We start from the raw sequence: 14,864 nt of genomic DNA, 5'->3' as shown, positions 1-14,864 counted from the left end.
AACAGCGGACGGAGGAACTCCCACTCCTGATCAGACAGTTCATGGCGACGTATCACACGACCATGATCCACTACTCAAGATCAATTGAAGACACGGCCTAGGCCCGACCTGCCATGCCTGCGGGCAGCAGCCCGAGCGCTGATCGCTGCTGCCCGCAGGTCCCACCCCCGCGCCGGAAAGGAGACTCCGCCACCTATGCGCCGCCCCCTCGACCTGCGCCACGTGATCAGCCCCGGCCTGCGGGACCTGGTCGAACTGGCCAACACCCTCGACTTCGACCGCGTACAGCAGCAGGTACGCGACCTGCGCGGCTGCACCAGCCCCGTCAACCTCCATGGCTGGACCGTCACCACCGACCAGACCACCAAGGAAGTGGTGCGCTCCTACCGCTCCGAAGACGAACCCTCCGGACGCCTGCTGACCACCTGTGGCAACCGCCGCTCCTCACGCTGCCCCGCCTGCTCCCGCGTCTACGCCGCTGACACCTACCACCTCATCAAGGCCGGACTCTCCGGCGGCAAGAACGTCGCCGAAACCGTCCGCGACCACCCCCGCGCCTTCGTCACCCTCACCGCCCCCTCCTTCGGTCCCGTCCACAACCGCCCCACCACCAACGCGAACAAGCGCCCCTGCGCCTGCGGTGACACCCACGCCGAAGACGCCCCCGAACTCGGCACCCCCCTGAACCCGGCCACCTACGACTACACCGGCGCCGTGCTCTGGAACGCCCACGCCGGACAGCTCTGGGCCCGCTTCACCACCTACCTCCGCCGCGCCCTGGCCAAGCACTTCGGCATGACGCAAAAGGCCCTGAACTCCGCCCTGCGCGTCTCCTTCGCCAAGGTCGCCGAGTACCAGAAGCGCGGCCTGGTCCACTTCCACGCCGTGATCCGACGGCCCCGACGGACACACCAGCCCGCCCCCGGCCTGGGCCACCTTCGACGCCCTGAGCGCCGCCGTGGGCCTGGCCGTGAAGAGCGCTCGGCTCACCATCGAGTCCGACGCCATCGGCGAACGCGTCATCGCCTGGGGCGGCCGGTACAAGGTCGACCCCATCACCGCCCTGGGCGACGGCGAACTCACCGACGCCCGCGTTGCCGAGTACACAGACGCCAAGGTCGCCGGATACGTCGCCAAGTACGCCACCAAGAACGCAGAAGGCACCGGCACCGTGGACCGCACCCTGATGTGCCGCCCCTGCGCCGGACGGGGCTACGTACGCGGCCCTGACCGCTTTCACGACGTGTGCGCCGACTGCGACGGCACCGGACAGGCTGAGCTCATCAAGGCCCTGCCCGTCCAGCGGCACGTACGGCAGATGATCCGTACCGCCTGGGCCCTCGGCCACCTGCCGGAGTTCGCCGAACTCAAGCTCTGGAAGTGGGCCCACATGCTCGGCTTCCGCGGCCACTTCTCCACCAAGTCCCGCGCCTATTCCACCACCCTCGGCGCACTTCGCGACGTACGCCGCGCCTGGCGTCTCGCCCAGGCCGAAGCCGCCCGCGCCCGCGCCGGCCTCCCCGCCACCGACGAGACGACCCTCGTCACCGCCTCCTCCTGGGCGTACCTGGCCACTGGCTATCGCCCCGGCGAAGAACTCCTCGCAGCACAAGTGCGCCACGACATCGCCCATGCCGAACGAGTGAAGACGGAGGGAGCCCCATGGCTGTGATCGACCCCGTCGTCGTGGACAACCGCTCACGCGGGGAGAACGAGGATCCCGTCATGCGCCGCCTGGATGCCTGGGCCGCACGGCAAGCAAAAGCTGCCCCCCGCTTGGGCGAAGGGCAGCTTGAGATCCTGCGAGACCTGTTTCAGTGAGGTGTCCGGAAGACCGGTTCCAACAAATCCGGGTCGAACTCCGCGCTGCGTGAGCGGCCTTCGGGAATCGGGTGGATGATCACCGCCTGTAGGACGGTCGCAGCGGCCTGGCGCCTCTGCCGCATGTCGAAGTCCTCCCACTTCTTGCATGTGAACCCGGCAAGGAAGTTCTTGGCGGCCTGTTCGGCATAGAACTCGTCCCGGTCCTTCTGGGACTCGCTGATCTGCTCATGGATCTTGTCCCGGAATTCCAGGTACTCGGCGACACTCAGCCTGCCGTCCTTGTGGAGCTGCTTGTACTCCTCACGCTGGGCCAGCAGTGCCTTCAACGTCTCCTCGCCGTACCACGTACGCTCGTCCGGCACCAACGCGGCGAACTGGTCCTCCAAGACCTTGGTCACCAGCGCCTCTATGGCCTTGTCCACGTAGTCGGCCCGACGGCTCACCTTGTTGCAACGCGGGTCGCCGCACCGGTAGCGGTCCTGCTTGTTCGTCCCGGTAGGCGGATTGCCCTTCATCTTCGCGTAGCACCGGTTGCCCTCGGCGTCCACGTAGCCGCAGCGAGCCAGGTTCGTCAGGAAGAACCGCCGCGTTGCCTCGGCGAGTCCCCGGTAGTCCTTCCTTCCCTCACGCCTGACCTTCTCCCGGTAGCGGGTGCTGGCCGTGTCGCCTTCGAGGTTGAACCACACGGGGCAACGGCTCACCATCTTCAGCCACTCCTCCGGCGTGCAGATGGTGTCCCACTTGCCCTTGACCGGTTCCCCGGTCTTCGGGTCGCGCACCAACTCGCCGTTGATCACGCGGTAGCCGCACAACGCCGGGTTCGTCAGCATGTACTGCACGGGCGTGGTCGACCAACGGTTGCCGCGCACGGTGAGGAACCCGCTCTTGTCCAGGTGCTCAACGATGGTCGACCAGTGCTTGCCCTCAAGGCCCATGTCGAGCGCCTTCCGCAGTACCGGCGACTCCTCGGGGTGCGACTTCTCGTTGACCTTGCGTCCGGCCGTGGCGTCCGCACCCAGCCAGCCGAACCGGCGCGGCCCAGTCGGGTGCCCTTCTAGCGCCTGGTCCCGGACGTTGCGCTTGACCCGGCGCTTGACCTTGACCACCTCTCGCTCACCCATGGCGGAGGTGAGGAGACCCCGGATCATCTCGGCGTCGCTGTGCACGTCCAAGATGGTCTTCGTGTCGGTCACCGCGTACAGGCCGCGATTGTCCACGGTGAGCGCGCGGTGAAGCTTCAGGTAGTCCTCGGGCAGGCGTACCACCCGTTCTTCCTCGACCACGAACAGGCCGTGGACGGGATAGCCCTCCTCCACCCTGCGGGCGCGAAGATCCCGCACGAGCCGTAGGAACGCCGGCCGTTCGATGTCGGGGTCGGCTGCTGTGATGTGGTTGTCGGTGTACCGGTAGACGACGGCACATTGGTGCTGCTCGGCGAACTCGTCGCAGTTCCGGTGCTGACGCCCCACGCCGACTTCGTTCCGTCGGTCCTGCGTGATGCGGGCGTACGAGCAGCACGGCCGACGGTCCCCAAGCCACTCCTCGAAGGTCTGCCCGTCGGCAAGTGCCCGTTGAAGATCGGGGTGCAACTGCCACTTGGATGACGCTTTGGCCACTGCTAGCCTTCCCTCCCAAGGTCAAGTGTCTGGCTAAAGATAGCCCGTGAGCTACATGGTCCCGTTCGTCGCCGCGGGCGGTCTGCTGATCGCCCTCGGGTTCGCGATCGGCGGCTGGCAGATCAACAAGGCGCCCTCCGTCATGGAGCACTTCTCCTGGACCCAGGTCGACAGCTGGGGCGCCCTGCTGTTCCAGATCGGCGGGGTCGCCTTCGGCTTCCTCATCCCGGTCCTCGCCGGTTACATCGCCTACGGCATGGCCGACCGCCCCGGACTCGTCCCCGGCTTCGTCGGCGGCATGATCGCCTCCAACATCGCCGCCGGCTTCCTCGGCGGTCTGGCCGCCGGTCTGCTGGCCGGCGGCACCGTCCTCGCGATCCAGCGGATCAAGATCCCTCCGGTGCTGCGCGGCATCATGCCGGTCGTGGTGATCCCGCTGATCTCCTCGCTGGTCGTCGGCTTCCTGATGTTCGTCGTGATCGGCAAGCCCATCGCAGAGGCCCAGAAGGGCATGACGGACTGGCTGTCGGGCCTGTCCGGCACCAACGCCGTCCTGCTGGGCGTCCTGCTCGGCCTGATGATGTGCTTCGACCTCGGCGGCCCCGTCAACAAGGTCGCGTATGCCTTCGCCACGGCCGGCATCGCCGTCCAGGACCCCAGCGACTCCGCGATGAAGGTCATGGCCGCCGTGATGGCCGCGGGCATGGTCCCGCCGCTGGGCATGGCCCTTGCGACGACCGTCCGCAAGAAGCTCTTCACCTCGACCGAGCGCGAGAACGGCAAGGCCGCGTGGGTCCTGGGCGCCTCCTTCATCTCCGAGGGCGCGATCCCGTTCGCCGCCGCCGACCCGCTGCGCGTCATCCCGGCCTCGATGGCGGGCGGCGCGGTCACCGGCGCCCTGTCGATGGCGTTCGGCGCCACACTCCGCGCTCCGCACGGCGGCGTCTTCGTGATCCCGCTGATCGGCAACCCCTTCCTCTACCTGGTCGCCATCGCGGCGGGCGTGTGCGTGACGACGGCCGTGGTCGTCGTCCTCAAGGGCCTGCGCAAGCCGGCCCCCGGGGCCGCCGAACCCGGGACGACGGAGGAGTCCGCGGCCGCCACCGCGGCGGAGACGAAGCAGCCGGTGGCCGCGTAAGGGCCGCGGTGGTAGGCGTCCGCTCTCTGCGGCTGTCTGCGGTGATTCGCAACTCTGCACACGAAAAAGGCCCTTAGCGCGATCTGCGTGGCCTGCGAGATACGTCACGGTCCGGGGCCAACGTCCCGGACCGTGGTGTGTACTGGGCGGTATGCCTGTGCATTTCACGCCCACTCAGCTGACGGCCCTGACCGTCCTCGCCGTGGCGTCCGTCGCCTGGCTGCTCGTCCTGACCCGGATCCTGCGCCGCATCCGCTCCGGCGCCGACAACCGTCCGGCGCTCCCCGCCCGCCCCGACCTGTCGGCCCTCCCGCACCAACGGCAGACCGGCCCCCACCTGGAGAGCGTCGAACTGACCCCCGCGGAGCGAGACGCCTTCGCAGGCCTCGTACGGCAACTCGACGGCGGCCGCTGACACCCGCGCCCGCCCGCCGCCGCTCAGGCGACCCGCCCCTGCTCGTTGACTCGCCCCTGTTCAGGAGACCTGTGCCGCCCGGCGTTCCATCGCGTCCCGGGCCGCCGTCTCGGACGGATACACCTCGCACATGTGCCGCCCGTCGGGCGTCGCCGTGTGCTCGACCTCCCACAGGGAGATCTCCCGGCCGTCGCGCAGCAGGAACGCGTGCTCGTAGAGCGAGTAGCCCAGGCCGATACGACCCGCACGGCAGGGGCGCCCGAAGGCCTGGGTGATCTGGTGCGCGAAAGCCGACGTCAGCAGCGCGGCCGTGTCCGTGCCGGGCCGGTCTGGGTTCTCCGCGCGGCGCAGCAGCCGGCGCGCGTGGTCCGCCGAGTCGTCCGGCACGTACACATGCCGGGGCGCGGGGACCGGCGACAGCTGCACCAGTACCGGCAGTTCGAAGTCCGGCGCGTCCGCCGGCAGCGGCAGCCGGGCTGTGGCGGTGCGCAGCTCCTCCTCGTCGACGTACACCTCGTGCTGCGGCTCGCTGCCCGGCGCGGTGTTGTGCACGAGCTCCCACAGCGTGAGCGCGCAGCCGTCGGCCAGCAGCCAGGTGTGCCGGTACGTCTCCCGGTGCAGACCCGCGCTGTGGTGCGCGGAGTGCAGGGAGCTGTCGTGGGCCAGGGCGCAGTCGAGCCGCCGCAGAGCTTCGTCGGGCAGCTCGAACGAGTTCAGGGCGCGACCGAGCAGTCGCGCGAGGTGCTCCTCCGGAGACTCGGGCGACTCGGCTGGTTCGTACGCTGTTGTCTCGTACGGAACGCTCAAGGTTTCTCCCGGCGTTGCTGCATGTCACCTTGTGGGTGCATACCGTAGCCCCTCGGTCGGACATCATGTCCGGGAACCGAGAAAACGTATGCCGGGAAAACGCGCAGGCCGCGCGAAATGTTCCCGCACGGCCCGGCGACCTGACAGAAACCGCCGGTCAGACGGCGTTCCCCGCGATCTTCGCCTACCGGGCGCTCAGCCCGCGCTCCCCGCGCTCCCTGCGCTTCCCGCGGTCCACTCGGCCCAGGACATGTTCCAGCCGTTGAGGCCGTTGTCCGGGGCCACCGTCTTGTCCGGGGAGTTCTTGACGATCACGACATCACCGATCAGCGACTTGTCGTAGAACCACTTGGCGGGCGTGTCCCCCTGCGCGCCCCGCACGTCCGCGAGGCCGACGCAGCCGTGACTGGTGCCGGTGCGACCGAAGGGCGGATTGCCCTGGTTGTACCAGTAGTTGCCGTGGATGAAGGTGCCGGACGTCGTCAGACGCATCGCGTGCGGCACGTCCGGGATGTCGTACTCGCCGCCCAGGTTGACCGTCCGGCTGTTCATGCGGGTCTGCGTGAACTTCTCGGAGATCACCATCTGCCCGTTGTACGTGGTGTGGTCCGGGCTGCCCGACGAGATCGGGATCGTCTTCAGGGTCTGCCCGTCCCGCACCACCGTCATGGTCTGCGTGTTCACGTCGACCGTGGACACCTGGGACCGTCCGACGGTGAACGTGACCGTCTTCTTCTGCACCCCGAAGACACCGTTCGCGCCCTCGACGCCGTCCAGGTCGATCTTCATCGTGACCTTGGAGCCGGCCTTCCAGTACTCCTCGGGCCGGAAGTCGAGCCGCTGTGCCCCGAACCAGTGCCCGACCACCTGCTGACCGCTGCTGGAGGTGACCGTGATGTGCGACTGCACGGCCTTCTTGTCGCCGATGGTCTTGTCGAAGGTGAACGACACCGGCATCCCGACGCCGACCGTCGTGCCGTTGTCCGGCGTGTACGTCCCGATGAAGCTGTTGGCCGAAGTGACCGTGGTGAAGATGGAGTTGGCGGCGGCGGTCTTACCGCTCGCATCCTTCGCGATCGCCGATATCTGGTACTTCGTCCCGCGCTCCAACTGCTCCTTCGGCTTCCAGTTGCCGCCGTCGGCCGACAGCGAGCCCTCGACGGCCTGTCCCGACCCGGCCACCGTCATCTTCACCTCGGTGAGCCGGCCGTCGCTCACCTTCACACCGGTCGCGTTGATCGACGCGCCCGTCGAGCCGTCCTGCGCCGAGATGACGATCTTCGCCGTGGACGTCTTGGCGGAGCTCTTGCCGTCCTTGGCGCCATCGTCCTTGGCGGTGGCACTGCCCCCGCAGGCGGTCAGTGTCAGGGCACCGACCACCAGGACGGCACAGGCTCCCAGTACACGCCGCGCTGCTATGTCCGCCGTTGTCACGGGCTGCTCCAGCTTCATGTGAGGTGAGTGATCCGCTCCGGTACGTGGAGTACGTGGAGTACGTGAACAAGGAGGGACCCGACGGCCCGTGAGGTTCCCCCCACCGACCCTTGGCACCATCACGTGACAGAACCGGGACAATCCCCCTTCAGGCCCCCTTCGGACACCCTCCGCGAGGGCGAGTCGCCTCGGACCCGCGACGCGTCACCGACCCCCGTACAACTCCTCGTAGGAGGGCCACAGGCCACCCGGCCCGTCCACCGACTCGGCGGCGCGGACGGCTCGTACGATCGCGCGGGTCACCATGTCCGCGCCTGCCGCGAGGATGTCGTTCAGGGCCAGCGGGTGGGCGGGGTCGAGGGAGCGGGCGCCCGTCGCCAGGGCGAAGACCGTGTCCCCGTCGTTGAGCATGTGGACCGGCCGCACGGCGCGTGCGATCCCGTCGTGCGCCGTGCCCGCGAGCTTCTGCGCCTGCGCCTTCGACAGGTCCGCGTCGGTGGCGACCACCGCGAGCGTGGTGTTGAGCAGCGGCGACGCGTTCCTCGCCGCGCTCTCGGCAAGCCGCCGGCAAGCGGCCTCGTGCACCTGCGCCTCCGGGTACGTCACGCGCCCCTGGAACAACTCCCCGTACAGCACCCCCGTTTCGGGATCCAGCACCGACCCCACGGCGTTGGCCACCACCAGCGCGGCCACCGTGATCCCCGAGTCGAGGACGACGGCGGCGGTGCCGACCCCGCCCTTCATCGGGCCGACCGCAGCCCCGGTCCCGGCGCCCACGCACCCTTCCCGCACCCGCGCGCCAGGCTCGCTCGCCGCGGCCGCCTCGACCGCCGCCCGGCCGGTGGCCGCGTCCGGCCGGGCACGGAAGTCGCCGCCCCGGCCCAGGTCGAAGACGCAGGCGGCGGGCACCACCGGCACGACGTGCGCGGGGTCGGGCCCCACGGGCACGCCGCGCCCCTGCTCCTCCAGCCAGGCCATCACCCCGGACGCCGCGTCGAGCCCGTACGCACTGCCCCCGGTCAGCACGACCGCCTCTACCCGCTGCACCAGGTTGCGTGGATCGAGGGCATCGGTCTCCTTCGTGCCAGGACCGCCGCCGCGCACGTCCACGGCGGCCACGGCGCCGCCCTCCGGCGCGAGGACGACCGTGGTGCCGGTGAGCCAACCGTCGCCGGTGCGCGTGGCGTGTCCCACGCGCAAGCCGGCGACGTCTGTCAGAGCGTCAACTGTCATGGGAGCCAGTCTCGCCCAGCGCGTGGTGGGAGGCGGTGTCGCGCCCCGTCGCATCGCCCGCTCGAACCGTGCTCCGGACTGTCCCGCTCCTCCCGGGTCTCCCGAGCGACGACGGCGGTGTCGCCGTGGCGCAAGCCGCGACAGTGCGCGATCCGGGCAAGGCCACCACGAAACGGACCGACGGCAAGCTCACGGCCCGTCATAAATGCTCGGGGTTGGGCCGTATGGACCCAGTTTTCGGTTATCTGACGCGGTGAAGTTTGCAACGAGTCGTGACTGTCATTACTGATGGAACCCACATGCTCGGTTCGGGTGGAAACGAACTCCTTCGATTCATGGGTAGGTAATGACGGCAGGAAGGGACCCGGCGGACGGCCTGAAGGGCGCCGTGGAGAGGGATCCTGCAGAGCAACCACGCAGGTGGGCCTTTCAGCGAGGTAAAAGGAGTGCGCGGGCATTTGTGGCCGTGATGGTCCGGCGCAGCCACCGTCGAGCAATTGTCTGGGCTGCAGCGGTTGGCGGTCTGTTGTCCGTCGCGTCGGTCGGTTGCCTGCTGTGGGAGGTCCACGAGGTCCAGAGCAATCTTGCTGCCGCCCAGGTGGCGACTGACCGAATCCGTATGGACATGGTCCGGCATCGCCTGCCCTCGGCCGAGGCGCTGGGCTCCATCCAGAAACACACAGCGGTCGCCCGGAGGGCGGCCGCCACGCCGGTGTGGGGCGTAGCCGAGAGACTTCCACTGATGAGCCCACCGCTCCGCTCTGCCCGGGGGCTGAGTGTCGCCGCCGACGAGATGGCCACCGGAGTGCTGCCGGAGGCGGTGCGACTGCATCAGATGCTGTCGTCCGGTCAGATTGTGCACAAAGATCGTGTCGATCTCCGCCGGCTTTCGGCGGCCACGGACCTGCTGGGGAATGTGCACCGGCAACTGACCGGAATCCAGAAGGGATTGAGCGGCCTGCCCGGTTCGACGGCGGTCCGTCGCCTTGATACGGCACGGCAGCGGATGTTCGACCAGGTGGCGAGCCTTTCCGACTCGGTCTCCAAGGCAGAGTCGACGACGCGGTTGCTGATGCCTGTTCTGGGCGCCTCGGGGCCACGCTCCTACTTTGTCGCCTTCCAGAACAATGCCGAGGCCCGGGGCACCGGTGGGCTCGTTGGTACCTTCGGCATCCTGACCGCCGATCGTGGCCGCATCACTTTGCACGACTTCGCCTCGGATGGAATGCTGCCGAATACCACCACTCCCGTGGCGGACTTCGGACCGGCGTTCGATGGTCGCTACGGACCTGCTGAGAGCACACAGGGGCTGGCCAATTCGAATCTGTCCGCTCATTTCCCTTTTGCGGCGCAGATCTGGGTGGGACTGTGGGAGCGGCACACGGGACAGCGACTCGACGGGGCCATCGCGACCGATCCCGTCGGACTCGCCCATGTCCTCAAAGCCACAGGACCGGTCCACCTTCCGGACGGAAAACGGCTGACGGCGGCGAACACCGTAGAGCTCACGGAGAGCACCCTCTACGCGTCGTACAACAACATCGAACGCAAACGTTTCCTGGTACAGGTCGCGCAGTCCGTCGCTGCCGCCCTGCTGAATCACCACCCCGATTCCATGGCCCTCTTCCAGGCCCTGCGGCAGAACGCCGATGACGGCCGACTGCGCATGTGGAGCAGAGACGCCTCCACCGAGTCGGCTTTGGAAGAAGCCGGGCTGGCAGGCGAAGTCCCCGAGGCGACAGGACCCTTCGCTCATCTCGTGGTCAACAATTTCGCGGGCAACAAGATGGATTACTATCTGGGACGTTCGCTGACCTACGAACTCGGTCCTTGCGAAGGCGGTTCCCGTCCCAGCGTGGTGCGGATGAGGCTGACCAATTCCGCTCCCGCCGCGGGTCTGCCTGCCTTGGTCACTCTCCGCTCCGACGATCCCGAGCACCCGCACCCGCCGGGTTCCACACGGATCTGGCTTTCCCTGTACGCCAGCTCCGGTGCGCGGTTCACCGGCGCGACCCTGGACGGAAAGCGGCTTCTGCTGTCGTCGACCGAGGAGCGCGGTCACCTGGTAGTGGGCGCACAGGTGGAACTCCTGCCCGGTCAGACACGAGAGGTGGATGTTCGTCTGCTGGAACCGGCTTCGGAGCGCACCCCCGTGGTCCCGGTGCAGCCGTTGGCGCGGCCGCAGACGACCAAGGTGCTTGGCCAACCGTGCGCGAAGTAGTCCGACCGTCCGAGTCGGGTTCTCGCTGGCTGTGGATGTTGAGCGAACACGAAGAGCCCACACGAGAAGCAGTCCGCGAGGCGAAGAACTTTTTGATGACCACCCAAAAGGACGCGGTAGCGTCTTTGGACAGGCCGTCAGCGAAATGTCCAAATAGATCCCGGGAAATTGACATCCTGCTGATCGGGGTTCACCTTGCGTGGGCAATGTGCCAGCAACGAAAAGCTGACAGCGGTTCAACCGGCCGTTCTCCAAACCGCACAGGAAACGCAGGCACGGCCGAGCGGTCGGTCTGGCGTCGTCGCTCGGTATCGCCGACCGGTGGTGCGAGCCACCATAGACGCGATCGCCTGGACATGCGGCCTGTTGATCGCCGACCTGACCAGCAGCGGCGCTTCCGACCCGCACGTAGGACCCGGCGATCTGGTCATCGTCTGCGGTGTCACAGGCATGGCAGCGGTAGTGGCCGGAACTGTCTGTGGGCTCTACTCCGGGCGCTATCAGGCAGAGACCGGCGCGGAGTTGAGGGCGGCGCTGGTCTCCGCCGGGCTGACCGCGCTGCTCCTGGAGGGCATCTACCTGGCAGAGCTCCCCCTGGTGGGCGGCAGACCGGCCACGGCCGGCCTCGCCGTGCTGATGGGCGTGCTCGCCACGATCACCGTGCGGGCCGCAGTCGCGGCCATCCAGCGCAGGCCGAGACGGCCTGCCCCGAACGCCGTCAGGGTGATTGTGTTCGGCGCGGGCAGCGCCGGAACGCAACTGGTGCAGCGGCTGACCGGTCAGCCTGGCGCGCAGTACCAACCGGTTGCCCTACTGGACGACGACCCCGGCAAGCGCCGACTGCGGATCTGCGGTATCCGAGTGCGCGGCGGACGGGAGCGGCTCGCCGAGGTCGCTGCGGAGACCGGGGCGACGGTCATGGTCGTCGCCATTGCCGACGGGTGCCGTGACGGCCAGGTGATCCGTGAGTTGATCACACGGGCCGAGTCGATCGGCCTGATCACCAAGGTGATCCCGCGCGTCGAGGAACTGGTCGCCGGACCGGCGCGGATCGACGACGTCCGCGACCCGCGGATCACCCAGTTCCTGGGGCGCGATCCGATCCGTCTGGACCTGACGGCGCTTGCCGGTCATTTCGCCGGACGCCGCATCCTTGTCACCGGCGCCGGCGGCTCGATCGGTTCGGAGCTGTGCCGCCAGTTGCACCGGTTGGGTCCTGCTTCGCTGGTGATGCTCGACCGGGACGAATCAGCGCTGCACGCGATCCAGCTCGCGCTGCACGGCCGTGCACTGCTCGATTCCGACGAGGTCGTGCTCGCCGACATCACAGATGCCGCCCGCATCAGCGAGGTCTTCGCGCACACTCGCCCGGAGATCGTGTTCCACACGGCGGCCGTGAAACACCTTCCGCTGCTTGAGCGGTATCCGCGCGAGGCGCTGAAGACGAACGTGACCGGCACGCTGAACGTGCTGCAAGCGGCTGCGGCCTGCGGTGTGCGGTCGTTCGTGAACGTCTCCACCGACAAGGCCGCCGACCCGGCCAGCGTCCTCGGCACATCCAAGCGGATCACCGAGCGGCTCACCGCTCACATGGCCGGAGAATTCCCTGGGACCTGGGTGTCTGTCAGGTTCGGCAACGTCCTGGGCAGCCGGGGTTCGCTGCTCGGCTCGCTGTCCGCGCAGATCGCTGCGGGCGGCCCGATCACCGTGACTCACCCGCAGGTCGCTCGCTACTTCATGACAGCCACTGAAGCCGTCCAACTGGTGCTGCAGGCCGTGGCCGTCGGGGAGAGCGGTGAGGTCCTCGTCCTCGACATGGGAGACCAGGTCCGCATCGTCGACCTCGCCCGCCGTATGGCCGCCGCGGCATCGCGGCGCGTCGAGATCGTCTTCACCGGGCTGCGGCCCGGCGAAAAGCTGATCGAGGACTTGCTGGGCCGTGGGGAACCGGACCATCGGCCGAGGCATCCGCTGGTCAGACAGGTGCCGGTGCCCGCACTCGATGCCGGTGAGATCACCCGTATCGGTCACCTCACCGATCCCGACGAGGTACGCGCCGCCCTGGCGCTCCTCGCCGCCGCGCCCGGCCCTGGGCAGCCTGCCTGCCTGCCTGTGCTGCACGGCCAGCCCGGAAGAGCGGAGGCCAGCACATGACCGCCCCGCCCGTGCCGGGCCGGTACCGGGCAGGCTCGCTGGCTGCGGAGGCGCCCACCGCGCTTCCCGGCGACGCCGAGGTCGGCAACCAGGCGCCCCGCCGTGGGTCGTACCGCGGCAAGCGAATGTTGGACCTGGTCGGGGTCAGCCTGATCATCGTGCCGGCCGCGCTGCTCTGCGCGATCGCCGCGCTGGCGCACCTGCTCGCGCACGGCAGACCCATCCTGTTCCGGCAGCAGCGGGTCGGCCGCGACAGCCGGCCGTTCGTCCTGCTGAAACTGCGTACGATGCGCAATGTTCCGTGCGGCTCCGAGAGACCAGGTGACGCCGATCCGGCCCGGGTGACCGCGGTCGGACGGGTGCTGCGCCGCACGTCCCTTGACGAGTTGCCCCAGCTGGTCAATGTCTTGCGCGGAGAGATGAGCCTGGTGGGGCCTCGACCGACGCTGCCCTACCAGGTCCGCCGGTACACCGGTCGTCAACGGCTACGGCTGCTGGCCACCCCCGGCCTGACCGGCCTGGCGCAAGTGCACGGGCGACAGTGCCTGAGCTGGCCGCAGCGCATCGAGTGGGATCTGCGTTACGTCCGCCACCAGAGCTTCTGGCTCGACCTGGCCATCTTGTTCCTCACTGTCTGGACGGTCCTGGCCAAGGGCGGAGCCACCGTCGGCCACGACAACGATCCGATCGCCGGCAGACCAGAAAGGGTGCTCTCAGGTGCCTGACAGCAACGTCCGGATCCGGCTTGCAAGTCCCGACCTCGGAGAGGAGGAATGGGAGGCGGTACGAAGGGTCCTGCGCAGCGGTGTTCTCACCAACGGCGCGGAGAACGAGGCTTTCGCGCAGGAGTTCGCCGACCGGCACCAGGCGCGGTTCGGTGTGACGTTCTGCACCGGCACGGCCGCGCTGAACGCGATGCTGCTCGCCGAGGGCATCGGACCCGGCGACGAGGTGATCGTCCCGTCGATGACCTTCGTCGCCACCGCGACATCGGTGTGCCACGTCGGGGCCACCCCGGTGTTCGCCGACATCGACCCACGGACGTTCAACCTCGATCCGGCATCGGTCGCGGCCCGGATCACCCAGGCCACCCGGGCGGTCATGACCGTGCACTACGCCGGGCAGCCCGGTGACCTCGACGGGCTGGCGCGGGTGTGCGCCGAGGCCGGCGTGCCGCTGCTGGAGGACGCCGCGCAGGCGGCAGGCGCCGAGTACCGGGGCAGACCGGTCGGTGCCTTCGGACGGTCGGCCATGTTCAGCTTCACCCCCGCAAAGAACATCACCACCGGTGAGGGCGGCATGGTGCTGACCAACGACCCGGGCATCGCGGAGCGGCTGAAACTCCTCCGCAACCACGGTCAGAGCGGGCTGTACCAGCACGAGAGCCTTGGCTACAACTGGCGGCTGACCGAGATGCAGGCCGCGATCGGCCGGGTGCAGCTGCGCAAGCTGGATGGCATCCTGCGGCGCAAACAGCTGGTCGCGGGATCGCTGACCCGGCGGCTGACCGGGCTCCCCGGCCTGACCACGCCGCATCAGGCACCCGATGCCCGGGGCACCTGGGCGCTGTACACCTGCCTGCTTCCCGGCATCCGCGACCATGTGCTCGCGGACCTGCTGGATCAGGGCGTCGAGGCACGGATCTACTTCCCGCCGGTACACCGGCAGCCGGTCTTCGCCGAGCGGGACGGCGGCAGCGGGCTCGCCGCGGCACTGCCGGTGACCGAGGCCGTCGCTCAGGCGATGCTCTCGCTGCCGGTGCACCACCGGCTGACCGAGGCCGAGGTGGCCGAGATCGCTGACGCGGTGACCGTCGCTGTCGGCCGGGCGACGGCGTCACCGAATGCCCCGGCCCAGCTGATGCCGGTCGGCGCCCCCGCTGACCGCCGATCGCACATCTGACTGCGGCCTGGTCACCGCCGTGCCGGCACCCTGCGTGCGGCGGTGACCCACCAGGCGTCGCGGCCGCCGCGATGACATGGCAGCGGTGGCCGACGTGCTGAAGGCCGCACGGTGGTCCAT

General features: G+C 68.7%; 10 protein-coding genes and 2 pseudogenes. 8 read left to right on the top strand and 4 right to left on the bottom strand.

Going from position 1 to position 14,864, the window contains the following annotated elements; all coding sequences use genetic code 11:
* Positions 1-195 precede the first annotated feature (195 nt).
* Positions 196-1,672 (top strand): annotated as a pseudogene (locus tag ACIBAF_RS18185) (replication initiator).
* Complete coding sequence (locus ACIBAF_RS18180; RefSeq protein ID WP_399464226.1) at positions 1,663-1,821, top strand: hypothetical protein; 159 nt, start codon at positions 1,663-1,665, stop codon at positions 1,819-1,821. The pseudogene ACIBAF_RS18185 and the gene ACIBAF_RS18180 overlap by 10 nt, the downstream one beginning before the upstream one ends.
* On the opposite strand, the gene ACIBAF_RS18175 is transcribed toward ACIBAF_RS18180, so the two are convergent.
* Entirely contained in the window at positions 1,815-3,440 is a 1,626-nt protein-coding gene (locus ACIBAF_RS18175) for a recombinase family protein (RefSeq protein WP_399464225.1), read from the bottom strand. The two genes, ACIBAF_RS18180 and ACIBAF_RS18175, sit on opposite strands and share 7 nt — an antisense overlap.
* Positions 3,441-3,486: 46 nt before the next feature.
* On the opposite strand from ACIBAF_RS18175, the pseudogene ACIBAF_RS18170 reads away from it, so the two are divergent.
* Positions 3,487-4,578: pseudogene (locus ACIBAF_RS18170) on the top strand (PTS fructose transporter subunit IIC); the annotation flags it as partial.
* Between the two features lie 151 nt (positions 4,579-4,729).
* Entirely contained in the window at positions 4,730-4,993 is a 264-nt protein-coding gene (locus ACIBAF_RS18165; protein WP_399464224.1) for a hypothetical protein, read from the top strand.
* A 60-nt stretch (positions 4,994-5,053) separates the two neighbouring features.
* Here ACIBAF_RS18165 and ACIBAF_RS18160 read toward each other — a convergent pair whose 3' ends face one another.
* The 3 genes from ACIBAF_RS18160 to ACIBAF_RS18150 form a co-directional block, all read right to left on the bottom strand.
* Positions 5,054-5,800, bottom strand: a complete 747-nt coding sequence (locus ACIBAF_RS18160; RefSeq protein WP_399464223.1) for a DUF6227 family protein — start codon at positions 5,798-5,800, stop codon at positions 5,054-5,056.
* Between the two features lie 195 nt (positions 5,801-5,995).
* Positions 5,996-7,234 (bottom strand): Ig-like domain-containing protein, encoded by a 1,239-nt coding sequence (locus ACIBAF_RS18155; protein WP_399464222.1) that lies wholly within the window; start codon positions 7,232-7,234, stop codon positions 5,996-5,998.
* 204 nt (positions 7,235-7,438) lie between these two features.
* On the bottom strand, positions 7,439-8,467 hold the full coding sequence (locus tag ACIBAF_RS18150; RefSeq protein WP_399464221.1) for a P1 family peptidase: 1,029 nt from the start codon (positions 8,465-8,467) through the stop codon (positions 7,439-7,441).
* Between the two features lie 469 nt (positions 8,468-8,936).
* On the opposite strand from ACIBAF_RS18150, the gene ACIBAF_RS18145 reads away from it, so the two are divergent.
* The 4 genes from ACIBAF_RS18145 to ACIBAF_RS18130 all read left to right on the top strand — a co-directional run bounded on the left by ACIBAF_RS18145 (position 8,937) and on the right by ACIBAF_RS18130 (position 14,744).
* Entirely contained in the window at positions 8,937-10,688 is a 1,752-nt protein-coding gene (locus ACIBAF_RS18145) for a DUF4012 domain-containing protein (protein ID WP_399464240.1), read from the top strand.
* Between the two features lie 321 nt (positions 10,689-11,009).
* Positions 11,010-12,842 (top strand): SDR family NAD(P)-dependent oxidoreductase, encoded by a 1,833-nt coding sequence (locus ACIBAF_RS18140; RefSeq protein ID WP_399464220.1) that lies wholly within the window; start codon positions 11,010-11,012, stop codon positions 12,840-12,842.
* Positions 12,839-13,567, top strand: coding sequence for a sugar transferase (locus ACIBAF_RS18135; protein WP_399464219.1), 729 nt, complete (start codon positions 12,839-12,841; stop codon positions 13,565-13,567). Before ACIBAF_RS18140 ends, ACIBAF_RS18135 begins: the two co-directional genes overlap by 4 nt.
* The gene (locus tag ACIBAF_RS18130; protein WP_399464218.1) at positions 13,560-14,744 is read left to right on the top strand and encodes a DegT/DnrJ/EryC1/StrS family aminotransferase; all 1,185 of its coding nucleotides are present in this window, start codon (positions 13,560-13,562) and stop codon (positions 14,742-14,744) included. Before ACIBAF_RS18135 ends, ACIBAF_RS18130 begins: the two co-directional genes overlap by 8 nt.
* Positions 14,745-14,864 lie beyond the last annotated feature (120 nt).

The organism is Streptomyces sp. NPDC051677, from assembly GCF_044453465.1.
In the GTDB taxonomy this organism is placed as follows: Bacteria; Actinomycetota; Actinomycetes; order Streptomycetales; family Streptomycetaceae; genus Streptomyces.
The sequence above is the reverse complement of the archived record's forward strand: the minus strand, read 5'-3'. Positions and strand labels throughout refer to the sequence as shown.